The organism is Actinomyces respiraculi (assembly GCF_014595995.2).
Taxonomy (GTDB): Bacteria; Actinomycetota; Actinomycetes; order Actinomycetales; family Actinomycetaceae; genus Actinomyces; species Actinomyces respiraculi.
In genome coordinates, this window is the sequence record NZ_CP063989.1 from 1,139,936 (window position 1) to 1,164,249 (window position 24,314).

Below are 24,314 nucleotides of genomic sequence, written 5' to 3' on the forward strand. Positions count from 1 at the left end.
ACACTGTTAGTGACCCGTTTTGTTGGTGAGGCTGGCCAGGATGTTGGCGGCTTGGCCTTGGGGTTGGCTGGTGGCTGTGAGCTCGTGTCCGTTGATGTTGATGGTGACGTCGATGACGGGTCGTAGGGCTTGCACGATCTTCTTGATGGAGACACCGGTCGCGGCCTGGAGGTGGCGGGCTACGGCTAGGGCGGCGGTGACCACGGTCAGGTGGGCCTCGATGGCTTGGCGGGTGTGGTGGAAGACCGGGCGGGCGCGTAGGTCGTGTTTGGACATGCGGAAGGACTGTTCCACCTTCCACAGATTGTGGTAGTCGGCCACGATCTCGCTGGCGCTCATAGTGCGGGCGGGGATGTTGGTGACATAGCCCTTTAGCCCTTCTAGACGCCGCGCTCTGGCCAGGGCCTTTTCATCCAGGCCTCTTCCTGAGGAGCTGGTGGTGACAAACCTGGCTGAGCGCATGGCTTTTTCCCCGGCAACGATGGCTCTGGCCCGGTTTTCCTGGAGGGTAAGGGTCTTGCTGTCCCTGGCGGCGCGTTTACGCGAGTAGACCCAGATCGCCCGCCACGAGCCCGGGTGTGTCTGTGGGTGCCAGACCGGTTCGTCCTTGAGGTGCTGATTGCGTTCTTGTTTACCACCGTGGCGTGGGGTGATTGTGTCAATGGTCTGCCCGGTCGGTGAAGCAGTCCCCGTGCCAGAAGAAGTGCGCTTGGAGGTCCAGGGGTGCCTTGGTCTGTCTGGCCCCGACAATGAAGCCGTAGCCGGCTTGGTCAAGCGCCTGCAAGTTAGCGCTGGAGAGCATCCCGGCATCAGCTACGACTACTAGGTGCTCCGCCCCGGCGCGTTGCTTGAAGGCCTCGATGGTAGGGATGAGGGTGTGGGTCTCGGCTTTGTTGCCTTCCCAGCAGGAGACCTCCAACGGGAAACCGTTACGGTCTGCTAGCAGGCCGACCAGGATCTGGGGATCCACGCGGCGTTCTTTGGAGTAGCCGACCTTGCGCAGCGCGTCTTCTTTCTCTGCTTCGAAGTACAAGGTAGTCACGTCGTACAACACCAAGGACACATCCCCACAGGCCAGGCAATGCTCCAAGGCCGCACGAGCCAGAGCAGAGCGGTAATCACGCTCCACGCAACGGGTCAGGGCACGAAAGTGGGTGCGTGAGTCAAAGGACTCCAGCCCCAAGCTGGTCAACATCGCTGCTATAGCGCTCTTGCTAGTGGGTTCGATCAGCCGGGCCAGGACAATCTGCTTGAAGGCCTCATCGTCCACCGCTTGGTCAAAGCCAAGATCCTGCCAAGCATCGCAAAGGACTTGCCACAACAAGCCGCTGCGGTGGGAAACCAGGTGCGCTGCGCCAATGGCCGTCTGCTGGTAGTCCCCATGCACACCCGGCCTGGAGCCTGCCGACCCCGACGGGAGGTCCAGGTCCAGCTGGAGCTGGCCGGGATGGAGCTTTTCTTGCGCGACCTGGACCAAGGCAGCAAGCTCGCCAGGGGTATGAGCAGAACCGATGTGCTCAACAACCTTGTTACGTCGGCCTTCCTTGACCGCGATCTGCACGGCCGTGGCCCCCGAGGCGGTACGCACTTGACGGATGAACGGGCTCACAAACCCCATCATAACCAGCCTCCTTAGTGACCCAACCCGCCCCCTGCAGCCGCACAAAATCAACGAAAACCCAACCAAAACCACCCAGCCCCACACCAAGTGTCAAAAGTCAGGTGATCCGCCAGGCGTCTGAGCCTTCGACGGCGGTGACGAGGAGGTCGTCGCCGCTCGCTTCAACGCGCGCCGGCTCGTTGGTCCACCGACCCTGCTCCCAGGTGATCCGAGTCATGTGTCTAACCTATCGCGCGTAGGGCCGGTCCACGATGCCCCACCTCAGATCCTCAGGAGCCCAGCAGTGCGCCACCCATCCACGCCGACAACGTGCACGCCGCCAGCATCGCCAACGCGAAGACTGCCGCCCTGGCGTAGCGGGCGAGCGTCGCTCCCGGTCGCGTCACACGCTCCTGGGCTCCGCTGCGTGAGCAGCGGACGGTGGCGCCGACCGCCCTGCGTTGACCTCCCCGCGTAGCGGGGGAGAGAGCCAGTTGAGCGGCAATCACGCTGACCGTGGAGAAGGTGGTGAGGCCGCCCAGCATGCCGGTGCCGAGCGCGGCCAGCCACAAGTCGCCCGGCCCCACCGCGAGTAGCGCGCCCAAACCAAAAGAGCCGCACACATTCACCAGGAATGCCGCGCGGACACTCGGTTGGGTGGCGAAGACAAGGTGGCGCAGCAGCGCCCCCAGGGCGCCGCCCATGAACACGGCGACGGCGATCATCGCACCGCCCCGTGCTGCGAAGCGCGGTCTTGCCCCAGGGCGTCGTGCCGTTCGCCGTGTTCTGGCGCGCCAACCTTGCCGCGGCTGTGTTCCGGCGCGCCGACTCCGCCGTTCCTGCCGCCGTTGCGTGCCCGCGCACCCAGCGCCAGTCCGGCGGCCGCCGCCGCAACGCCGACCACCACCGAGGTCAACGCCAAGGACAAGGCCGAGGCCCACACTGAGGCCAGCGCGTTCGCCCCCGCGCTGTCGGCGGTGAACGCGGCCAGGGCGGAGTAGGAGGTGAAGGAGCCCAGCAGTCCCGTGCCCACGGCCAGGCGCGCCCGCCGAGGCAGTGCCGCGCCGGTGACGATGCCCAGCAGCAGCGAGCCGACCACGTTGATGCCCCACAGGGCAATCGGGGCGCTGGGCGCACCGGTCATCATCAGATGCGTGCCAGCGCGCCGACCCCGCCGCCCACCGCAATCTGCGCGGCGTCCACGAGGCGTTCGCGGGCGCTTTGAGGCTGAGGATTCTGGCCGGGGGAGTGCGCGGGGGTCGAGGCATGTGACGAGCCGCCCAGGTGACTGCCACCGTCACCGTCGGGTTGAACGGGACCGGCGACGGCGTGGTCGAGTCGAGAGCGACCGGATTCGCCGCTGTCTCGTTCGGCGGGGTCACCTGGGGCGGGTTGACGCACGGTCGCATTATCGCGGCCCTGCGGTGATGCCTCAGGACATGGGGTAGAGCGCCCGGGAGCGGTGCAGTGGTCTTTCGTTGAGGGGCTTGAGCCGGATGACTGCGGGCTGCAGCAGCCGCAAAGGGTTGATGTAGGTCCTGCGGCCGGTGCGCGCACCCCAGTGGAGGGCGTCCACTCCGTCGGACCGATGCCCGGCTACGAGCACCCCGATGACCTGGCCCGCCGTCACCTGGTCCCCGGCGGCGACCACCGGCTCCACGGGCTCGTAGGTGGTGCGGATGCCGCCGGCGTGGTCGATGGAGATGACCGGGCGCCCCGCGACGCTCCCGGCGAAGACCACCGTCCCGGCCCCCGCGGCCAGGACGGGCGAGCCCGCGGCCAGCGCCAGGTCGACCCCGCGGTGGCCCGCACCCCAGGGCTGGGAGGGCGGGTTGAAGCCCTCCAGCACCGGTGCGGGTGCCCCGGTGGGCCACTGCCAGTCCTGCGACGGCGCGACGCGCTCCATGGCGGGACCGTGTGCCCGGCCGGCGTGGACCCCTGCCAGCGCGGCCGACGGCGGGCTGGCACCGTGCACGAGCGCGACCAGGGCGAGGCAGATCGTGAGCGTGCGCAGCAGGCGGTGCCACCGGGAACGGCGGAAGGTGAACGGGCGTGGCCCGGGGCCGACGACGGCATCTGGGAACCGACGGCGACCGACAGCTGGGTCTCGACGGCGGCTGGTACCTGGGTCCCGACGGCGACCGGCGGCTCGGAGGCGACCGGGGCCACCAGCTGGGTCCCGACGGCGACCGGGCGGCCGAACTCGACGGGGGCCACCAGCTGGGGCCCGGCGTCGGTCAGCCGGTCGGAGCCGACGGCGACCGACATTTGGGACACGACCGGGGCAGGACGCTGGGACACGACCGGGGCAGGCAACTGGGACTCGACGTCGGCCGACCTGCAGGGGACTCGGCGGGGGACTGACGACAGTGGCAGTGGTGCTCATGACCCGAGGTTGCCGCGGCCCGGACGCCCCGTCTCCCCGGGCCGGGTGCTGCTGTGGACAACCCGGGTCGGGGGTGCGGCGGCGCCCGCTTGTGGAGCCCGGTGAGGCCGCGCCGTCCCGAGCGGGCCAGTGCACGCGCGGCGCCAGGGTGACGCGCACAACACCTACGACCAGGACCTTTGCCCGTCTCGGTGCGGAAAGGTCCCGCTGGCCGTGATAGTGTCGCTGACGCAGTCTGTGCGGGTCCGCCCGCAGGTGACTGACTTCGCGTGCCCGCGTCCGCGAACCCTCGATCCCTGCCGGTCCTGCCGGCAGGTGTGAGGAGGGTGAGCGGGATCGTCCTTTCGGGCGCCACGGTCGAGGTCCCGCAGGGTGTCTGCGGGTGGCCGGGCGTCGCGGGCACCAGGCCCCGTCCGCAGCCATCTGGCTGTGGAGCCTGGACCGCCCACGCGGTCCCAGGTCAGCGGGGGACAACTACCACGGGACGCTGTCGGACCGCCACAGGGGCGGGGCCCGGCCCGTCCCCCTCACTCCGTGTGTGGGGCAACCTCCCCGCCCGCAGCGAAAGGACCGTCATGGCCATCGTCACCATGCGTCAGCTCCTGGAGTCCGGCGTCCACTTCGGGCACCAGACCCGCCGCTGGAACCCCAAGATGAAGCGCTTCATCCTCACCGAGCGCAACGGCATCTACGTCATCGACCTCGCCAAGAGCGTCGAGGGCATCAACGTCGCTTACGACTTCGTCAAGGAAACCGTCGCCCGCGGCGGCAACATCCTCTTCGTCGGCACCAAGAAGCAGGCTCAGGCCGCCGTCGCCGAGCAGGCTCTGCGTGTCGGCATGCCCTTCGTCAACCAGCGCTGGCTGGGCGGCATGCTCACCAACTTCTCCACCGTGCGCGCCCGCCTGGACCGCATGAAGGAGCTCGAGCAGATTGACTTCGACGACGTGGCCGGCTCCGGCCGCACGAAGAAGGAGCTGCTCATGATGCGTCGCGAGAAGGACAAGCTCACCAAGACCCTCGGTGGCATCCGCGACATGTCCAAGCTGCCCTCCGCCATCTGGGTGGTGGACACCAAGAAGGAGCACCTGGCGATCGCTGAGGCTCAGAAGCTCAACATCCCGGTCATCGCCATCCTCGACACCAACTGCGACCCCGACGAGGTCACCTACGGCATCCCCGGCAACGACGACGCCATTCGCGCCGTCAGCCTGCTCACCCGCGTCATCGCCGACGGCGTCGCCGACGGTCTCGTGGCCCGCTCCGCCGGCCGTGCCCGCACGGGCGAGGAGGCTGAGGCCGGTACCGCCGACGCCGAGCCGCTGCCCGAGTGGGAGGCCGAGCTCCTCGCCGGCGCCGAGGCTGCTGAGGCCGCCGAGGCCCCTGAGGCCACTGGGGTCGTCGAGGCTGCCGAGGCTGAGCCCACCGAGCCTGCCGAGCCCGCCGAGCAGGCCTGAGCCTTCCACCGACCACCACCGCTAGCACAGCTTCCAAGGAGAACATCCATGGCGAACTACACCACCGCTGACATCAAGGCTCTGCGCGAGCAGACCGGTGCCGGCATGATGGACGTCAAGAAGGCTCTCGACGAGGCCGAGGGCAACCTCGAGAAGGCCGTCGAGATCATCCGTGTCAAGGGCCTCAAGGGCATCGCCAAGCGTGAGGGTCGCGCGACCAGCGCTGGCCTCATCGCCGCCCAGGTCGTCGACACCGCCGAGGGCCAGGTCGGCATCCTGGTCGAGACCAATGCCGAGACCGACTTCGTCGTTAAGAACGAGAAGTTCATCAACTTCTCCAACAAGGTCCTCGCGGCCGCCGTCGCCTCCGGCGCCGAGACCGCTGAGGCTCTGGCCCAGGTCGAGATCGACGGCGAGACCGTCCAGTCCCTGACCGACGGCATGCAGGCCGTCATCGGTGAGAAGATCGTCGTCTCGCGCGTTGCCCGCCTGGCCGCGCCGAAGATCGACCTCTACCTGCACCGCACCAACCCGGACCTGCCCGCCCAGGTGGCCGTCCTCGTTGGCACCGACGCCAAAGCCGCTGAGGTCGCCCACGACGTCGCGATGCACATCGCCGCGTACTCCCCGTCGTACCTCACCCGCGACGAGGTTCCGGCCGATGTCGTGGAGAAGGAGCGCGCCATCGCCGAGGAGACCACCCGCGCCGAGGGCAAGCCCGAGCAGGCCATCGCCAAGATCGTCGAGGGTCGTCTGGGCGGCTTCTTCAAGGAGATCTGCCTGACCGAGCAGGCCTTTGCCAAAGACCCCAAGACCACGGTCGGCAAGGTTGTGGCGGCCACCGGCGGCGAGGTCACCGGCTTCGTGCGCCTGCGCGTGGGCGCCTGAGCTAAAACCAGCACCACTACACCGGGGTCCTTCGCAGCACCCGCTTGCGAAGGACCCCGCGGTGTTTCCCGGTTCGAGGGGGCGGTGGGTGGCACTGCGCCACTTCGGCACCCAGCCACCCCACCCGTAACAGCCAGTTACCCGTGGCCCGCCCCTTCTACTACGCCACTTCGTGTTGGGTACGCCGGTTAGCAGTTGAATAAAGGCCTCCGAGGCCTTCAACCGCCCCCTCACCGGCGTAGTAGACGGCGAACCGGCGTAGTACACCACCCCGCGCGCCTCACTAAGACACCAGGATCTCAACGAGCCGATTCCAGCTGGTGCCGTGGGCCCCGAGGTACTCATTCAGGCGGGCGTCGTCCTGTTCCAGGGCGGCCGCCGCCAGATGACGTGCGGAGACATCGGAGCTGACGGCTAGCGCCACCGCCCGCACTGAGGCCGCCTTGGCGCGGTCGTCGAATCCGACCGGCCGAGGCAGCAGCCCACCCAGACCCCGTCGGGGCGCGTCGGCGGCCGCCTCCTGCGTCAGCTCCTCCCAGTTCAGCTGGTGGGGTTTGCCGACCAGCTCCTCCACCTCCGGGCTGGTGCGGAGCGCGGCGACGAACACGTCCAGGGGTTCGGCGTTGCGTGCTCCCCGTGCTTTCGCCACTGCGCGGGCGTCCTTGAGCACCGTCTTGGCGCTGGCATCCATTCCTGCCATTGATCATTCCTCCGTTCCGGCGGGACTGTTAATGGTGTTACTGAGGTCTGTGAGATCTGCGCCCTGGTTGGTCCGCACCGTGTAACGGGAGGCGGACCAGCTCGCGAGGGCGAGGTGTAACAGCGCCCACGAGGCGAGCGCGGCAGCCACCGCTTGGGCGGCGAATACTGCGTACCCGGGCGCTAGGGCCGCCGTGCCCAGCCCGACGGCGAGTGTGAGCGGCCCGCCCAGGGCGGCGAGCCCGCCGACGCCGCCGCTCAGTCGACTCGGCACACCCCGTATGGACAGGAGTGCGGCGGCCACGGAGCAGGCTGCGGAGATAATGGGCCAGGTGATTGCGCATCCTAGGGTAATAGTGACTGTCTGGCCCGAGAGCCTGGAGTGGGCGCCGCCGAGGACATTCAGCAGACAGATCAGGCACGTTTGTGATGCAGGTAACAGGCAGCTCCAGGCCCCCACGCACAGGGCGTTCCGGCGTGTGCTGCTAGCCGCAGAGAACAGGGGGTAGCGTGCCTCCGCCAGAGCACCGTCCAGTGCGCATGAGGAAGCAGCGAATCCTCCCACGATCAGGAACGCGATTGGCCACCATTCCGGAAGCAACCAACCGATCAAGCGGCCGACCCCATAGGCCGCCAGCGCCTTGAAGACGAGTACTCGCCCAGTATGGCGACGTCCCGCCTCCCACCACTGGCGTACGGAGAATGTGACAGGGCCGTTGACGAAGCCGGGCACACGCCCGCTGTGCGCATATGCTGGGCGCGTAAGCGCCAATGCCGCCGACGGGTCCCTACTGTCAGCCAGGTCCAGTATTGCAGCGATCTGGTATGCAGGCAGCGCCCAAAGCGGAGTGAACCAGGGTGCGCATACAACGATTACCGCGTAGTTGAACGCCGCACCCAAGACAAGCAGCATGGCCGAAAGCCAATGCTCGGTTAGCGTCATGAAGATGTCGCCCAGTAAGTTCAGCGCCCCCGCCCCCTGTTCTGGAACACGGGGGATCACCACGCATAGCACGACGGCGACCGGGAACCACCACGCTAGGATCAGAAGCTGACGTGCGCGGGGAGATACCCATGCAACACAGCTGCCGGCCAAGCGAGCGCTGGCCATCCAAACTCCGAAAGCGCCTAGTGCCGCCCACAAGCAGACGCGTGTATCAAGGGTTGTCCATTGCGTTGGCGCCAGCCCAACGAGCACCGCGGTGAGGTATAGACCTCCGATGACGGGTACCGGCAGGCGGGCTAGAATGGACGCGGTGAGTGATGATCGAATCAGCAGACCTGGATCGGCGATACCGACGTCACCAGTGTTGAGAATAGCTGGAACCCGGGATAGTGAGCGGGAGCCCCAGATCGATGTAACCGACAATAGCAGCGCGCCGAGCACGTCGTGTAGCAACTCCTCGTAATTGGCTAGTGCCGAATCAGGTGGCGGAGCAACCAGTATCCAAAGTAGTCGGGCACTTGCAAGGATCACGCCGATGAAAACAATTCGGCCCGGCCACTGTGCGAGCAAATTGTGCGCTTTGTGCCGAGCACTGCGTAAGCGTGTGCCTAGCAACATCACAACCAGCCGCAGGGAACACGGATGAGCGTAGGTACCGGCCTCGGTAGAAACTGTGGTCGTCATGGGGCCATCCCACCGAACTCGTGCAACCGGGGCCGGGACTCATTGCGGTTGCTGACGGCTGCGAAGGCAGCCTCGAATGCAGTCTGATCGCCTGAGACCTGCCTGCCAGCGGCTTGACCAATCCGTACAAACTGAGCGGGCGTCCCAGAAAAGACTAACGTGCCGTGGTCTAGCACGATCAGTTCATCGGCTACCCGTTCGGCAATGTCCAGGCGATGCGTCGACACCAGCATGCAGCGTCCCTGGTCGCGCAGTTGCTCCACCAATGACATCAGCATTTCCTGACCCGCGGGATCGAGCCCGTCGAAGGGCTCGTCCAGGATCAGGACCCGCGCTCCCTGGCGCACCGCGCAGGCGAGCATCAACCGCTTCTTAAGCCCCTTCGACAACTTACTGGCCAGCACGTCGGCGTGTTCATCCAGGCCCAGCGCCTCCAGGAACCGCTCCTCCCGCGCCCGGCTGAACCGGCCGAGACCGTAAACCGCCTCCACCAGCCGCAGATGCTCGCGCACTGTTAGTAGTGGATAGACCAAGGAGGAATCGGGGATGTAACCAACGGCGCGGTCTGCAAGAGTCTCGGTTCCCGCAAGTGAGATACTCGCCGCTCCTGCGCTCATCGCCTCGTGCCCAACGAGAATACGCATCAGTGTTGTCTTGCCTGCCCCGTTGGGGCCGAGCAGGCAGGTGATAGCTCCATACCCGACGTTCACAGTAATGTCATGTAGTACTTCGTGTCCGTCATAGTTCTTCCTCAGAGCGCGAATTTCGATTGCACGCACTGGTGAGTTTAAAGGTGCTGCAACCGCATTGTCCCGAGACGCAAGTACCTTGCCGCTCCGAGGAATAAGAAGCTTAATAGATTGACCTTGCCTCTTGCCGGTAACACGGATATCGTCGGACCCGCCCGCAAATGGCGCGACGCGCGGGCTGAAGTACACAAAGGCAAATAACGGGATCGCGAACAAAAGAATGAGTGCAACGTGAGGAAACTGGGGTGCCTCCATGGATGTCACCTCTTCTCAGGAATGCTCAGTTATGAGTATATCGCATGTCAGCCGGTGTGTGCAATGCGATAATGGCAGAGATGTGGTATGGAACGGTCCTTTGTGTTGTCTTTGTTTTGTGTGCGCTGGGGTCAGGTTAGGCTGTGCCTTAAGATTGTTGGTCCAGTGCGTAGGCACGGTAGGCTGTGCCGAGCGCCCGGCCGCGAGCCGCCGAACCGTCCGCATCCCAGCCGAGAGGCATCACGCATGAGCGAGTCCCCGGACCGTGACGACCGCATCGCCCACGGCACTCATCCCCGCCGGGTGCTGCTTAAGCTCTCCGGCGAGGTCTTCGGCGGCGGCAACTTCTTCCGCGGTGCCGAGCTGTCCGCCGGCAGGTGACTGACTTCGCGTGCCCGCGTCCGCGAACCCTCGATCCCTGCCGGTCCTGCCGGCAGCCCACGCGGCCCAGGTCAGCGGGGGACAACTACCACGGGACGCTGTCGGACCGCCACAGGGGCGGGGCCCGGCCCGTCCCCCTCACTCCGCGTGTGGGGCAACCTCCCCGCCCGCAGCGAAAGGACCGTCATGGCCATCGTCACCATGCGTCAGCTCCTGGAGTCCGGCGTCCACTTCGGGCACCAGACCCGCCGCTGGAACCCCAAGATGAAGCGCTTCATCCTCGTCGGCGCCTGAGTGCAGCAGTTCCCGGCGGGAGCGGGTGGACACTGCGGTGCTCACCCGCTCCTTGCGTGTGGTGGCCCGATGCAACCAGCCAGTTCCGCGAGAGCGCACCTCGGTCGCGGGTCTGGCCCGTCGGCTCGGCGCGTCGCCCTCCCCGGCGCACGTAGGAAGAGCCACGGCAGTCGGCTTGAGTTCCGACGTCAGATGTATGATGATGTGAGGTATGGCTCAACGACGAACCAAGTCCCTCATAACATTGCTCGCCGCACTGGCGCTGTGCGTTCCCGCAGCGCTCGTGCCCGTCCCCCCTGCCCATGCCGAGACCTTCGACCTGGCAACGGTCGACCTCGCGGTCACCGGTATCCCCGCCAACGGCGCCTCGTGGACCGTCGGTGAGACGGTCCCGATCGACATCTCACTGACCAACACCACGTCCTCGGCCCTCGGTTTCCGCCCGGGCACCTCCAACCTCACCAACTACGAGGGCTGCCGCTGGCACCAGGCGCCGTCCAACGTGCTGCAGGTGTGCAGCGGGCGGGCGCGCTACACGGTCACCGCTGAAGACGTCGCATCCGGCACCCTCCACCCCTCGATCTCCTACAACGCCTACTCGGCACCGGGCTACGGAGGAACTGAGACCTTCGTCGGGACCGTCACCGCCGAGCTGCCGGTCGTCGTCGAGCAGACCCCCGACGACCCCAACAACCCCTCCCTGAGCGCCGAGATCGAGGCCCTGACCCCGCCCCCCGCGGACGGCCGCTACCAGCTCGGACAGGTCATCGACTACCGCCTTCGTGTGACCAACAGGTCGGAGGCCGACCGCTCCGTCCTTGTCAGCGCCTCCGACCTGGACGGCACCGCGCACTGCCGTTGGAAGAGCCTGGCGGCAGGCACGACCCAGGAGTGCCTCTTGCCCTCCTACACCATCACCGCCGCCGACGTCCAGGCGGGAAGCGTCACGCCGAGCGTCACCTTCGCGGTCACCTCCTCCACCGGCTACTCCGGCTCCATCACCCGCGTCGGCCCCCTGCAGGGGGAGACTCTCCAGACCGGTGGTCCCACCACCTTCGACGCCGCGGTCCCCGCCGCCAGCAATGACGCGGACCCGACGCTGGAGGCGGGCATCTCCACGCCGGTCACCCTGGGTACCCATCGCCCTGACGCCTACAACGTCCGCATCCCGTCCATCGCCGTCGCCCCCAACGGCGACATCTTGGCCGCCTACGACCGTCGTCCCACGGACGGCGGTTCGGGCGGAGGCGACTCGCCCAACGCCAACTGGATCGTCCAGCGCCGCTCCACCGACAACGGCGCCACCTGGGGCCCTGAGACCGTCATCGCCCAGGGCAATGTCGTTGACTCGGATCGACTGGGCTTCTCCGACCCCTCGTACGTCGTCGACGCCACCACGGGCACCATCTTCAACTTCCATGTCCAGAGCTTCGACTCCGGCGTCTTCGCCAACAACCCCGCCTACACCCGTGGTGCCGACGGACTCATTGATGAGACCAACAGGCACACGATGAACCTGGGGCTGTCCGTCTCCACGGACAACGGACACACCTGGACCCCGCGGGTTGTCACCGCCCAGGCCCTGGACGACAAGACGGACCTGCGTTCCTGCTTCGCCACCTCCGGCGCCGGTATCCAGAAGAAGCAGGACCCCCACGCGGGACGCCTCGTCCAGCAAATCGCCTGCGTGGCCACTGACGGGCGGGTCGTCGCCATGTCCATGTACTCCGACGACCACGGCGAGACCTGGGCGACCGGGGCCTACGCCTCCACTGAGAGCGGCGGCCAGACACCGTGGAGGTTCGACGAGAACAAGGTCGTCGAGCTCTCCGACGGCCGCCTCATGCTCAACTCGCGCGCCCCGGGAACCGGCTACCGCCTCGTTGCCATCTCCGAGGACGGCGGGGCGACCTGGGGTGAGACTCGGCTCGAGACCCAGATCATGGACCCGGCCAACAACGCCCAGATCATCCGCGCCTACCCCAATGCCACCCCCGGCTCTGCGCGCTCGAAGGTGCTGCTCTACTCCGGCACCGTCAACCAGTCCAACAGGAACAACGGCACCGTGCTCGCCTCCTGCGACGATGGTGTGACCTGGAGCCACAGGAAACAGGTCATCAATGGCAAGACCGGCTACACGACGATGGCCGTCCAGCCGGATGGCTCCATCGGGCTGCTGTTCGAGCCGCAGGGTTTCAACGACATCGGCTACCTCAGGTTCACGCTCAGTGACATCGCCCCGAACCTGTGCGAGGCTCCCGCGCTGACGATCGCTGACATTGCGGCCCAGACTCTGACTGACGGTGAGGAGCTGCCCGCTGTGGCCGTGACCGTCACCGGGGGAGACCCGGCGCTGGAGGACACGGTGTCCGTTACCGGTCTGCCGGAGGGCCTGGCCTACGACGCCGAGTCGGGGACCATCAAGGGCGTTGCCAAGGCGGGTATCACGCAGGAGAAGCAGTACGAGGTGACTGTGACCGTTACTGAGGCGGAGGATGGCACTGGCCAGGCGCCCCGCACGGCCACGACCACCTTCACCCTGACCCTGCAGCCCGCCCCCCAGCCGACGCCGTCCGCCACGCCGACGCCGTCCGTGGTCCCGACTGTCGCTCCCACGGCGGCTGACCCGACGACGACGGCTGACCCGACGGCGACGGCTGACCCGACGGCGACGGCTGACCCGACGACGACGGCTGACCCGACGGCGACGGCTGACCCGACGACGACGGCTGACCCGACGACGACGGCTGACCCGACGACGACGGCTGACCCGACGACGTCTGCTGCCCCGACTGTCGCTCCCACGGGGGACGACACCCCGACGGCGACGATTGACCCGACGGCGGCACCGGTCAAGCCAAGCGCTAAGCCGCAGCCGAGCAAGGGCCCCAGCCTCGCCCGCACGGGCGTCGCCGCCATGACGCTGCTCACCGTCGCCGGAGCTCTGGGCGCAGGAGGCCTCCTGCTGCGCCGCCGGTCTGAGCGCGCCTGAGTGATCCGGCCTCGCACCGAGGCTCACTGAGGGTCGCTGTTGCCAGCCACACCCGTGGCCGGCAACAGCGACCCTCTGACGCCTGTACCCGCACCACCGGGCCTGCATCTCCAGGACCGGTGAGAAGGTAGGCTCGGCCGAGGGCACGCGTGCCCTCCAGCCCGGTACCGGGACCTACGAGCGAGGAGAGCCTTGATGACCGCAGCGGACACACCCAGCACGCACACCCGTTCGCGCCGTGTCCTGCTCAAGGTCTCCGGTGAGGTCTTCGGCGGTGGCAGCGTCGGCCTGGACCCCGACGTCGTCTCCGACGCCGCCCGCCAGATCGCCGATGCCGTGCGCCAGGGCATCCAGGTCGCCGTCGTCGTCGGCGGCGGCAACTTCTTCCGCGGCGCTGAGCTGTCCCAGCGGGGCATCGACCGCGCCCGCGCCGACTACATGGGCATGCTCGGCACCGTGATGAATGCCCTGGCCCTGCAGGACTTCATCGAGCAGGCCGGCGTGCCCGCCCGCGTCCAGTCCGCCATCGCCATGACCCAGGTCGCCGAGCCCTACCTGCCGCTCAGAGCAATCCGCCACATGGAGAAGGGCCGCGTCGTCATCTTCGGTGCAGGAGCCGGACTGCCCTACTTCTCCACGGACACCGTCTCCGCCCAGCGCGCCCTTGAGTCGCACTGCGACGAGCTGCTCGTGGGTAAGAACGGCGTCGACGGCGTCTACACGGCCGATCCGCGCAGGGACCCCAACGCCAAGCTGCTCGAGTCCCTCACCTACGAGCGCGCCCTGGCCGACGGGCTGCAGGTCGTCGACGCCTCCGCCTTCGCCCTGTGCCGGGACAACAACCTCACAATGAGGGTCTTCGGCATGGGGGAGCCCGGCAACATCACCCGCGCCCTGCTCGGAGAGCGGATCGGCACCCTCGTCACCAGCGCCTGAGACGGCGACCACCACTCCACGAACCCCACGAACACCTAAGGAACACCGATGATCGACGACGTCATGCTCGAGGCCGAGGAGAAGATGGAGGCCGCCCTCGAGGCCGCCAAGCGCGAGATGGCCGCCATCCGCACCGGCCGCGCCAACCCCACCATGTTCAACAGCATCATGGTCGACTACTACGGCGCCCCCACACCCCTGCAGCAACTCGCCGGGATCACCATACCCGAGGCCCGCACCGTCATCGTCAGCCCCTTCGACCGCTCTGCGACGAAGGCCATCACCACCGCCATCCGCGAGTCCGACCTTGGCGTCAACCCCACCGACGACGGCACCGTCATCCGCGTGACCCTGCCCGCCCTCACCGAGGAGCGCCGCAAGGACTACGTCAAGCTCGCCCGCACCCGCGCCGAGGACTCCCGTGTCCAGGTCCGGGGCATCCGCGGCAAGTCGAAGAAGGAGCTCGAGGCCATCAAGAAGGCCGGGGAGGCCGGGGAGGACGAGGTCAAGCGCGCCGAGAGCGAGCTCGACGCCCTCACCAAGCGCTTCGTTGACGCCGTCGATGCCGCCCTGGCCGCCAAGGAGTCCGAGCTCCTCGAAGTCTGAGACCCCAAGACCTCAACCCGACAGACCGGACAGTACCGCTCGTGAGCCTGCTGAGCACTGTGCTGACCCCGCCGCCGACGCGCAACCACGCGCCCCTGCCCTCCACCGGGCGTGCCGGGCGCAACCTGCCCGCCGCCGTCGGGGTCGCGGTTGTCCTCATCGCGCTGGTCCTCGCCTCCCTGCTGATCAAGAAGGTCATCTTCGTCGGCCTCGTCGTCGTCGCCGTCTGCGGCGCCCTGTGGGAGCTCGCCGGCGCCTTCGCCCGCAAAGGCATCCGCCTGCCGCTGCCGCCCCTGTGGCTCGGCACGCTCGGGATCGCCGTGTGCGCTTGGACCGTGGGTGCCGAGGGCGCCTTCGGTGCCTACATCGCCACCGCCGGTGCCTGCGTCCTGTGGTGCTTCCTCGACCAGGCGGAGGCGGACTCCGGGACCCCGCTGGAGGCTGCCGGTCACGACGGCGTGCCCCGCACGCACGCCCACGACGACGTGCGCCGCTCGCGCTCGGTCACCGCCGCCGCCTCGGTCCTGGTCGCCAGCTACCTGCCCTTCCTGGCCGGATTCGCCATCCTGCTCGTCTCGCAGGAGCACGGCGTCGGCAAGATCGTCATGCTCTTAGCCCTGCCGATCGCCAATGACACCGGCGGCTGGCTCGCAGGCATCACCTTCGGCAAGCACCCTATGGCGCCGAGCGTGTCACCCAAGAAGTCCTGGGAGGGCTTCGCCGGATCCCTCACCGCGACGGTGCTCGCCGGGGGCCTGAGCGTGTGGGCCCTGGACGGGCCCGTGTGGGCGGGTGCGCTGCTCGGTCTCGTCGTCGTCATTATCTCCACCCTGGGTGATCTGGGGGAGTCCCTGCTCAAGCGGGACCTGGGCCTGAAGGACATGGGCACTCTCCTGCCCGGCCACGGTGGTCTCATGGACCGCCTCGACTCCATTCTCGTGTCCGCGCCCATCGTCTACGTCGCCACCCTCCTCCTGGGCTGAAGAAACTGGGCAGGCAGTGCCGAACCCGCACGTGACGCGGACGAAACCCTTCGACACCGGAGCGCAGCTGGCCTCCCACAGCCGAACCCGCACGTGACGCGGACGAAACGGCGGGTGTGACCCCCGGCGCGGCACCGCGGCCCGCCGACCGGTAACCTCAGCACCCGCGCATCCGCGCCCCGAGCACACGCCGACCCGGTGAGAGGAGCTCCAGTCTCGTGAGCCCCACCCATGACCAGCAGCGCCGCACCGCCACCACTGCGCGCACCTCGACCCGCACCGGGCGGGCCCAGCCGCCCCAGCCCGTCGGCATCCGGCGTCGGCGTCCGGGCGAGACCCAGGTCATGCCCACGGACCAGGCCCCCGAGGGTGCCACCAGCCCGGACGCCAAGCCACGCCTGTCCTTCGCCGTGCCCGTGGCCCGCGGCAAGGCGCCCCGCCACTTGGCCGACCTCGACCTGGCCGCACGCAAGAACGCCCTCGCCGACGTCGGCCTGCCCGCCTTCAGGGCAGACCAGCTCTCACGCCACTACTTCACACACTTCACGCGCGAGGCCGCGGACATGACGGACCTGCCCGCCGCCCAGCGCGAGCAACTGGCCGGCGAGCTCCTACCCGAGCTCATCACCGAAGTGCGTGCCCTGCGCGCCGACGGCGGCCGCACCATCAAGCACCTGTGGGAGCTGCACGACGGCGTGCGCGTGGAGTCCGTCCTCATGCGCTACCGCGAGCGCACCACCCTGTGTGTGTCCTCCCAGGCCGGCTGCGGCATGGCCTGCCCCTTCTGCGCCACCGGCCAGATGGGCCTGACCCGCAACCTGTCGACCGCGGAGATCATCGAGCAGGTGCGCCACGCCGCCCTCGCCTCCCAGCGCGGCGATCTCACCGGGGGCCCCGCCCGCCTGTCCAACGTCGTCTTCATGGGCATGGGCGAGCCGATGGTCAACTATAAGAACGTCGTCGCCGCCCTGCGCCGCATGACCGACCCGGCGCCGGAGGGCTTCGGCCTGTCCGCCCGCTCCATCACCGTCTCCACGGTGGGCCTCGTGCCCCTCATCCGCCGCCTCGCGGGCGAGGGGATCCCGGTGACGCTGGCCGTGTCCCTGCACGCCCCCGACGACGGCCTGCGTGACGAGCTCATCCCCGTCAACTCCAAGTGGAAGGTGGACGAGCTCCTCGACGCCGCCCACGACTACTTCGAGGCGACCGGCCGGCGCGTGTCCATCGAGTACGCCCTCATCAAGGACATGAACGACCACGCCTGGCGGGCCCAGCTGCTCGCGGACGAGCTCAACCGGCGCGGGCGCGGCTGGGCCCACGTCAACCCCATCCCCCTCAATCCCACCCCCGGCTCCATCTGGACCTGCTCGGAGCCGGACGTCCAGGACCGGTTCGTGGATACACTGCGCCAGGCGGGTGTCACCACGACGGTGCGCGACACCCGGGGTAGCGACATCGACGGCGCCTGTGGCCAGCTGGCCGCCGAGGTGCTGGGCCAGGAGAGGTCGAGGACACAGCAATGAGCGGCATGTTTCCCAAGGTGGGTGCCCTGCGTAGGGGCTACCGGACCGAGCAGGTCGACCGCTACTTCACAACCGCGCACGAGATCTACGACGCCGGTGACCTGGAGGAGATGGACTCCGAGGGCGTGCGCACCGTCGCCTTCGACGTCGTCCACGGCGGCTACCGGCCCGATTCCGTTGACGCCGCCCTGGACCGCCTTGAGGCGGCCTTCCTCCAACAGCGGCGCTCCGACATCGTCTCGCGGCTGGGACGTGACGCCTGGATGCGTCAGGTGGCCGATCTCGCCACCAGCCTGTACCCCCGGCTCCTGCGCCCCGCAGGAGAGCGTTTCGCCCCCGCCCGGCGCCGCGGCTACTCCCGCGAGGAGGTCGACGCCCTCATGGACCGCGTCGCCGCCTACTTCGACTCCGCCGCCACCCTGACCTCCGAGCAGGTCCGCGGCGCCATGTTCACCTCCGCGCGCGGGGCCAAGGCCTACGAGGAGCGCAGCGTGGACCGCTACCTCGCCCGCGTCGTCGAGGTGCTGCTGTCCGTCGAGTGAGCGTTCGGGCCGCCCGCACCCGCCGCCCGAGACCACAGGAGACCACTGTATGAGTGCCACCCTCGCCTACGCCCTGGGCGTGCTCGCCCTCGTTGTCGGCATCGCCCTGTCCGTGGCGTTGCACGAGCTGGGGCACATGCTGCCGGCCAAGGCCTTCGGCGTGAAGGTCCCCGAGTACTTCATCGGCTTCGGGCCGCGCCTGTGGTCCTTCCGCCGCGGCGGCACGGAGTACGGCGTCAAGGCGATCTGGCTGGGCGGCTACGTGCGCCTGCTGGGCATGCTCCCGCCCGCGCGCCCCGACCGCCCGGACAAGCCCGGGAGCATGGTCGCTGAGGCCCGCGAGGAGTCCCTGACCGAGCTCGGCCCCGACGAGCAGCACCGGGCCTTCTACCGCCTGAGCGTGCCCCGCAAGCTCATCGTCATGGCCGGGGGCATCCTCACCAACCTCGTTCTGGGGGTGCTGCTGCTGGCCGTGGCCCTCGGCGTCGTCGGGCAGCCCGGCTACACCGCCACCGTCGCCACGGTCACGACCTGCGTGTCCGCCGACGTCGAGTCCGCCGTCGAGTGCACCGACACGGACCCGGTCTCACCCGCCCAGGCCGCCGGTTTTGAACCCGGTGACCGGCTGCTGACCTGGGCGGGGGCCCCGCTTGCGACCTGGGAGGACGTGCAGGCCGCGATCCTCGCCAGCGGCACCGGGCCACGCGAGGTCGTCGTCGAGCGCGACGGCCAGCAACTGACCCTCACCGTCTCCGCCGTCGAGATCGAGCGGACCGTCTACGACGAGGCCGGCCACCCGGTGACCGCTGAGGACGGCACGGTGGTCACCCGCCTGCGCCCCTATGTGGGGCTCAGCCCGACCCTGGGCACGGTGCGCGTGCCCGCCGGCGAGGTCGCGGGACAGGTCGCCCTCGCCGTCAGCAAGACCCTGGGGGCCATCGTCACCATCCCCGCCGGCCTCTACCACGCGGTCCTGGCGGGCGTGGGGGCCGAGGAGCGCAACCCCGAGGGCCTCATCAGTCTCGTCGGCGTGGGGCGTATTGCCGGGGAGGTCTCCGCGGCCGGGGCCGGCACGGGACACATTCCCTTCTCCGTGCGCCTGTTCACGATGCTCAGCCTCCTGGGCTCACTCAACCTTGCTCTGTTCGCCTTCAACCTCGTGCCCCTGCTGCCGCTCGACGGCGGCCACGTGGCCGGGGCCTGCTGGGAGGGGCTGCGGCGCACCTGGGCGCGCGCCTCCGGACGAGCGGACCCCGGCTACGCGGACACCGCCCGCATGCTGCCCGTGGGGCAGGTGGTCTTCGGCCTGCTCATCGTCATGGCGGTACTGCTCATCTGGGTCGATCTCGTCGCCCCCTTGTGAGACGCGCGGTGTGAGAAGAGCGGTGCGGCTCCTGCCCCGCCCCCGGCTCCTGGGGCCCGTGACTCCCGCAACGGCCGGGGGGCTGCTCGACCTGTGCGCCCTCGACCCGGTGGCCGGCGTGGGCCTGGCCGGCCAGCTGCGTCGGTGGCCGACCTGGGGCAGTGGCGACGTCGTCGCCCTGGGGCGTGCCGACAGTCCCGATGGCGGCGCCTGGGCCACCGGTTCGCTCCTACCCTTCGGCCTGGCCGCCCGGCCCGCGCTGGGCCACGCGGGAGCGAGCGACGCGCAGGTGTGGGCGCTGGCCGAGCACGCCCATCGGCGTCTGACCCGCAACGGCTCCGTCTACGGCCCCGCCGAGGATGTCGAGCCCGTCTGGAGCGCGCTGGTGGGCCTGGGCCTGGCCAGCCGTGAGGAGAGGTGGACCCAGCCCATGCTCGTGGCGCCCCACCTGCCCGGGGGGCTGGCCCGCGCCGCGCTCGACCGACGCCCCGCCATGAGGTGGGCGGCCGAGATGCTGCACGCGGCCACGGGCGAGGAGACGCCACTCGTGCTGCCCGCCTCGGTGGCGATGTTTCACGACGAGCTCGGCTACGACCCCACGGCAATCGGTGGCTCGTACGCCCGTCATGTCTCCTGGCTCGTGGACTCGCGGCGCACCTACGTCGTCCTGGACGACGGCGAGGGGCGGGCGCCGCTGCCGGGGGGCCCGCGGCAGGCGGCCTTCAAGGCGGACGTCGGCGCCCTGTGGCCCGCGCCGCGAGGGCACGGCGGCGTCGCCCTGCTCACCGGCGTGTGGACACGTGAGGACCTGCGCGGCCAGGGGCTGGGCAGCGTGGCCCTGGCCGCCGTGGTCGACGCGGTGCGCGCCGAGCATGTGGGCCTGGGCGGCACCGTGAGCCTGTACGTCAACGACTACAACACGGCGGCCCTGGCCCTGTACCGGGGGCTGGGCTTTGAGCGTGTGGGGACCTACTCGACCGTCCTGCTGTGAGGATCTGTGAGGATCTGTGAGGATGCCAGTGAGGGCGCGGGTGCCTCAGGCCTCGGCGCGGGCCTGGGCGAGCAGGGTGCGGGCGGTGTCCTGGTTCATGCGCGGTGCCTGGCGCAGCAGCTCGGCGACTTGCTCGATCTGCTCGCCGCGCGCGCCCACGGTGATCGCCAGGGCGCGCGAGTGCATCGCCATGTGCCCCTTCTGGATCCCGTCGGTCACGAGCGCGCGCAGGGCGGCGAGGTTCTGTGCCAGGCCGACTGCGGCAACCACGCGCGCCAGCTCAGCGGCGTCGCCCACCCCGATGAGCCTGAGCGCGGCCTCGGCCTGGGGCAGGGCGTGGATCGTGCCCCCGACGCTTGCCAGCGGCAGCGGCACACTCATCTGCCCGTGCAGCACCGGGGTCTGGCGCGAGCCCGTGAGCGACCAGCGCGACAGGCCCCGGTAGCGTCCGTCGCGCGCGGCCCAGGCGTGGCAGCCGGCCTCCATCGCGCGCGTGTCGTTGCCGATGGCCAGGGCGGCGGCGTGGATCCCGTTCATCACGCCCTTGTTGTGCGTCACCGCGCGGGCGGTATCCACCTGGGCGAGGTCGGAGGCCAGGGCGATGCGGCGCGCCGTGCGCCCGGCGAGGTCCGCCAGCTCCTCGGGCGCCAGCCCCCGGGCGGCGCGCGCCTGCACGAGCAGGGGCGCCGGCAGGTCGCAGGAGACCTCGACCAGGGCCTCGACGGCGTAGTTGGAGATGATCGCCATGAGCACCTCCTCCTCGGGGAAGCGCTCACGTAGGACGGCGGCGACCGCCTCACCGATGGTGTCGACGATGTTGGCGCCCATGGCGTCGCGCACGTCCACGCTCAGGTCCACGCTCACGAAGCCCCGTGCCCCGGCGGCGTCCGGGCCCGCAGGAGGCAGGGCGCGCACGCGCAGCCCGCGCAGGCCCCCGCCGCGCGCGACGATCGAGGGATGGGCCCGGGCCGCAGCGGCGAAGAGCTCCTCGCGGCACTGCTCGATGCGGGTGACAAGGTCCGGGTCGTGCGGCTCGGCCACCACCACCTGGCCGGTCACCAGGCGCGAGGGCGTCACGGCCGTGAAGCCGCCCGCCTCACGCACGATCCTGGCACCATTGGAGGCGGCCGCCACGACGGAGGCCTCCTCGGTGCACAGCGGCACCGTGTACGTGCGGCCGTTGACCAGCACGCCCGGCACCACCCCGATGGGCAGGTGCAGCTGGCCCACCTGGTTCTCCACGAGCCGCGAGGCGGTGTGCGCCTCCAGCCCTGACGGGCTGGCCAGGGCCTCGGACGCCTCAGGCGTGAGCAGGCCCTGGGCGACCAGTTGCTCGCGCCGCTCGGCGGGGCTGAGCTCGTAGAAGCGGCGGCTCACCGGGCCCCCACGGTCTCGCTGCGGGCCAGGGACTCCACGAGCACGGCGATGCCCATGCCGCCGCCCACGCACAGCGAGGCGACCCCGCGGTGCAGGCCCTCGCGCCGCAACCGGTGCACGAGCGTGACGAGGATGCGGGCGCCGGAGGCACCCAGGGGGTGGCCGAGCGCGATCGACGAGCCCGTCGGGTTGACCGTCTCCGGGTCCAGGTCCAGGTCCTGGCTCACGGCCAGGGAGGTCGCGGCGAAAGCCTCATTGATCTCGTAGGAGTCAACGTCCGCCGTCGTCAGGCCCTGGTGGGACAGCAGGTCACGGATCGCGGTGGTGGGGGAGAAGCCCATGATCTGCGGGTCGATGGCGATCTCCGAGGAGCTGGAGACCACCGCCATCACGTCCAGGCCGTGGCGACGGGCATAGTCCGCGGAGGTCACCACGAGGGCTGCGGCGCCGTCGGCCACGGAGGAGGCGTTGCCGGCGGTGACGGTGCCGTCCTCGGCGAAGACGGGACGCAGCCCTGCCAGACGCTCCTCGTCCGTGTCGGGGCGGATCGGCTCGTCGTGGTCCAGGCGCTCGCCGTCGGACAGGTCCACCGGGGCGATCTCCTGGGCGTACAGGCCGTCGCGGGTGGCGCCGGCGGCCCGCTCGTGCGAGCGCAGCGCCCAGGCGTCCTGGCTCGCCCGGTCGATGGCGTGCTGCTTGGCGACCTCCTCGGCCGTGACCCCCATCGCCTCACCACTGAAGGCGTCCGTCAGCCCGTCGACCATGAGGGAGGGCTGAGGATCAAGGTAGGAGCGGGTGCCCGGGTCGTAGGCGGACACGAGTGCCGCCCGGGTCATCGACTCCGTCCCACCGGCGACGACGACGTCGGCGCGCCGCAGCCGGATGAGCTGCTCGGCGAGGATGACGGACTTCAGGCCGGAACCACAGACCTCGTTGACGGTCATCGCCGGCACCCGCACCGCCAGGCCGGCGCCCAGCGCGACCTGCCGCGCCACGTTCTGCCCGGCACCGCCCTGGTAGACATTGCCGAAGATGACCTGGGCGACGTCGTCGACCACCCTCGGCACCCGTGCCAGCGCCGCCCGCACCGCGTGGGCGCCCAGCTCCGCCGCGGTCATGTGGGACAGGCTGCCGCGGCGGCGACCCGTCGGCGTGCGCATCGCGGAGACGATAACGGTGGCGTTGCCCTCCAGGCGGGCGAGGTCGCTGCGGGTGTGGTGCATGAGGCCCCCAATCATGAGGTGGTGTGTGGGGCGTAGTCTAAACTCTCACGATGTCCCGGGTGTCGCCCGCTCGCCCGCATCAGCGGCGTGCCGACGCCGTCGAGACGGCCTGATCCCTCTCCATCGACCGACCCACCTGGAGGCCCGCGTGCCCATCGGCATCGACGCGCTCGAGATCGCGATCCCGGATCTGTACCTCGACATGACGGACCTGGCGGTGGCCCGCGGCGTGGACCCCGCCAAGTTCCACATCGGGCTCGGCCAGGACCAGATGGCCGTCTCGCCCGCCAGCACCGACGTCGTCACCCTGGCCGCCCGGGCCGCCGCCGCCGTCGTGGAGCGGGCGGACGAGGCCGACATCGCCGCCCTCGGGCTCGTCGTCCTGGGCTCCGAGTCCGCCGTCGACGCCTCCAAGGCCATGGCCGTCATGGTCCACGGGCTGCTCGGACTGCCTGAGGGCGTGCGCGCCTACGACATCCGTGAGGCCTGCTACGCGGGTACCGCCGGGCTGCTGACCGCCGTGGACTACGTGGCCGCGCACCCGGGGCGCACCGCCCTCGTCATCGCCTCGGACCTGGCCCGCTACGGCCTGGGCACTGCCGGCGAGCCCACCCAGGGGGCGGGCGCCGTCGCGATGCTTGTGCGCCAGGACCCGCGCCTGCTCATCATCGACCCGGCCTCCACCGCCCGCACCGAGGACGTCTACGACTTCTGGCGCCCTGAGGGTGAGAGCGTCCCGCGCGTGGACGGGCACCTGTCCAACCGCTGCTACACCGCCATGTTCGCCCGCGTCTTCGCCGCCCACCGCGAGGCCAGCGGCCTGGACGTTGAGGACTACGCGGCCCTGTGCTTCCACCTGCCCTACACCAAGATGGGGCGCAAGGCGCTGGCCGGCGTCCTGACGCCCGAGGAGGCCGAGGCCCGCGGCCTCGACCACCTGCACCGCCGCTACGACGAGTCCCTCATCTACTCGCGGCGCGTGGGCAACTGCTATACCGCCTCACTGTTCCTGGGCCTGCTCTCGCTGCTCGACCACTCGGACCTGCGCCCCGGCGACCGCCTGGGCCTGTTCTCCTACGGCTCGGGCGCGGTGGGCGAGCTCGTCACCGCCACCGTCGTTGAGGGTTTCGACTCGCGCCGGGACCCCGCCGCCACCATGACCGCGCTCGATGCCCGCAGGCGCCTGAGCGTCAAGGAGTACGAGGCGGTACTTACCGAGTCCCTGGAGCCGGTCGGGGCGGACATCTCCTCCACGCTCCTGCCCGATGGCGGCCCCTACGCGCTCATCGGCATGGTCGACGGCGTGCGCCGCTACCGCATGCCCTGAGCCCGCCGTCCTGAGCCCGCCGCTGAGAGACAGTGCCCACACGACTGGGCGGCGTTTCATGGGCTACCTCATAGGAGGCCGAGCCTCACGGCCGGCGCCCGGGTGCGTAGAG

At 69.4% G+C, this 24,314-nt stretch carries 19 protein-coding genes and 3 pseudogenes; 13 read left to right on the plus strand and 9 right to left on the minus strand.

The window, feature by feature from the left end; translation table 11 throughout:
- Positions 1-6 precede the first annotated feature (6 nt).
- From ID810_RS12805 to ID810_RS04725, 4 genes and pseudogenes are all read right to left on the minus strand, one after another.
- Positions 7-1,609 (minus strand): annotated as a pseudogene (locus ID810_RS12805) (IS1634 family transposase).
- Between the two features lie 281 nt (positions 1,610-1,890).
- The gene (locus ID810_RS04715; protein WP_166857638.1) at positions 1,891-2,325 is read right to left on the minus strand and encodes a FluC/FEX family fluoride channel; all 435 of its coding nucleotides are present in this window, start codon (positions 2,323-2,325) and stop codon (positions 1,891-1,893) included.
- Entirely contained in the window at positions 2,322-2,744 is a 423-nt protein-coding gene (locus ID810_RS04720) for a fluoride efflux transporter FluC (protein ID WP_166857640.1), read from the minus strand. The genes ID810_RS04715 and ID810_RS04720 overlap by 4 nt, the downstream gene beginning before the upstream one ends.
- A 288-nt stretch (positions 2,745-3,032) precedes the next feature.
- Entirely contained in the window at positions 3,033-3,506 is a 474-nt protein-coding gene (locus ID810_RS04725; RefSeq protein ID WP_188232621.1) for a M23 family metallopeptidase, read from the minus strand.
- Between the two features lie 1,055 nt (positions 3,507-4,561).
- On the opposite strand from ID810_RS04725, the gene rpsB reads away from it, so the two are divergent.
- A complete protein-coding gene (gene rpsB / locus ID810_RS04730; RefSeq protein ID WP_166857641.1) occupies positions 4,562-5,443 on the plus strand; it encodes a 30S ribosomal protein S2 in 882 nt (293 codons plus the stop codon).
- A gap of 48 nt (positions 5,444-5,491) precedes the next feature.
- Positions 5,492-6,331, plus strand: coding sequence for a translation elongation factor Ts (gene tsf, locus ID810_RS04735; protein ID WP_166857643.1), 840 nt, complete (start codon positions 5,492-5,494; stop codon positions 6,329-6,331).
- Between the two features lie 283 nt (positions 6,332-6,614).
- Here the strand turns inward: tsf and ID810_RS04740 are convergent, their stop codons facing one another.
- The 3 genes from ID810_RS04740 to ID810_RS04750 all read right to left on the minus strand — a co-directional run bounded on the left by ID810_RS04740 (position 6,615) and on the right by ID810_RS04750 (position 9,664).
- Positions 6,615-7,031, minus strand: a complete 417-nt coding sequence (locus ID810_RS04740) for a hypothetical protein (RefSeq protein WP_166857645.1) — start codon at positions 7,029-7,031, stop codon at positions 6,615-6,617.
- A gap of 3 nt (positions 7,032-7,034) precedes the next feature.
- On the minus strand, positions 7,035-7,334 hold the full coding sequence (locus ID810_RS04745) for a hypothetical protein (RefSeq protein WP_166857647.1): 300 nt from the start codon (positions 7,332-7,334) through the stop codon (positions 7,035-7,037).
- Between the two features lie 1,322 nt (positions 7,335-8,656).
- The gene (locus tag ID810_RS04750; protein ID WP_166857649.1) at positions 8,657-9,664 is read right to left on the minus strand and encodes an ABC transporter ATP-binding protein; all 1,008 of its coding nucleotides are present in this window, start codon (positions 9,662-9,664) and stop codon (positions 8,657-8,659) included.
- Positions 9,665-9,910: 246 nt separating this feature from the next.
- Here ID810_RS04750 and pyrH (ID810_RS12645) point away from each other — a divergent pair.
- The 10 genes and pseudogenes from pyrH (ID810_RS12645) to ID810_RS04800 form a co-directional block, all read left to right on the plus strand.
- Positions 9,911-10,036 (plus strand): annotated as a pseudogene (gene pyrH / locus ID810_RS12645) (UMP kinase); the annotation flags it as partial.
- A 195-nt stretch (positions 10,037-10,231) separates the two neighbouring features.
- Positions 10,232-10,327 (plus strand): annotated as a pseudogene (locus ID810_RS04760) (30S ribosomal protein S2); the annotation flags it as partial.
- 223 nt (positions 10,328-10,550) lie between these two features.
- Complete coding sequence (locus tag ID810_RS04765) at positions 10,551-13,331, plus strand: sialidase family protein (protein ID WP_195858801.1); 2,781 nt, start codon at positions 10,551-10,553, stop codon at positions 13,329-13,331.
- A gap of 195 nt (positions 13,332-13,526) precedes the next feature.
- The gene (gene pyrH, locus ID810_RS04770) at positions 13,527-14,267 is read left to right on the plus strand and encodes a UMP kinase (protein WP_166857654.1); all 741 of its coding nucleotides are present in this window, start codon (positions 13,527-13,529) and stop codon (positions 14,265-14,267) included.
- A gap of 48 nt (positions 14,268-14,315) precedes the next feature.
- Positions 14,316-14,873: a ribosome recycling factor gene (gene frr / locus ID810_RS04775; protein WP_166857656.1), complete on the plus strand. Its 558-nt coding sequence runs from the start codon at positions 14,316-14,318 to the stop codon at positions 14,871-14,873.
- 50 nt (positions 14,874-14,923) lie between these two features.
- The gene (locus tag ID810_RS04780) at positions 14,924-15,856 is read left to right on the plus strand and encodes a phosphatidate cytidylyltransferase (RefSeq protein WP_166857843.1); all 933 of its coding nucleotides are present in this window, start codon (positions 14,924-14,926) and stop codon (positions 15,854-15,856) included.
- Between the two features lie 344 nt (positions 15,857-16,200).
- Positions 16,201-17,379: a dual-specificity RNA methyltransferase RlmN gene (gene rlmN, locus ID810_RS04785; RefSeq protein WP_166857845.1), complete on the plus strand. Its 1,179-nt coding sequence runs from the start codon at positions 16,201-16,203 to the stop codon at positions 17,377-17,379.
- Positions 17,376-17,921: a DivIVA domain-containing protein gene (locus ID810_RS04790; RefSeq protein ID WP_166857658.1), complete on the plus strand. Its 546-nt coding sequence runs from the start codon at positions 17,376-17,378 to the stop codon at positions 17,919-17,921. Before rlmN ends, ID810_RS04790 begins: the two co-directional genes overlap by 4 nt.
- Before the next feature lie 49 nt (positions 17,922-17,970).
- A complete protein-coding gene (locus ID810_RS04795) occupies positions 17,971-19,284 on the plus strand; it encodes a M50 family metallopeptidase (protein WP_166857660.1) in 1,314 nt (437 codons plus the stop codon).
- A gap of 58 nt (positions 19,285-19,342) precedes the next feature.
- Positions 19,343-20,275, plus strand: coding sequence for a GNAT family N-acetyltransferase (locus ID810_RS04800; RefSeq protein ID WP_235931635.1), 933 nt, complete (start codon positions 19,343-19,345; stop codon positions 20,273-20,275).
- Positions 20,276-20,320: 45 nt separating this feature from the next.
- Here the strand turns inward: ID810_RS04800 and ID810_RS12230 are convergent, their stop codons facing one another.
- Both ID810_RS12230 and ID810_RS12235 read right to left on the minus strand, forming a co-directional pair.
- Complete coding sequence (locus tag ID810_RS12230) at positions 20,321-21,652, minus strand: hydroxymethylglutaryl-CoA reductase, degradative (protein WP_196781523.1); 1,332 nt, start codon at positions 21,650-21,652, stop codon at positions 20,321-20,323.
- The gene (locus ID810_RS12235; RefSeq protein WP_196781524.1) at positions 21,649-22,890 is read right to left on the minus strand and encodes a thiolase family protein; all 1,242 of its coding nucleotides are present in this window, start codon (positions 22,888-22,890) and stop codon (positions 21,649-21,651) included. Before ID810_RS12235 ends, ID810_RS12230 begins: the two co-directional genes overlap by 4 nt.
- Positions 22,891-23,023: 133 nt before the next feature.
- Between ID810_RS12235 and ID810_RS04810 the strand changes: the two genes are divergently transcribed.
- Positions 23,024-24,202: a hydroxymethylglutaryl-CoA synthase gene (locus ID810_RS04810; protein ID WP_166857662.1), complete on the plus strand. Its 1,179-nt coding sequence runs from the start codon at positions 23,024-23,026 to the stop codon at positions 24,200-24,202.
- Positions 24,203-24,314 lie beyond the last annotated feature (112 nt).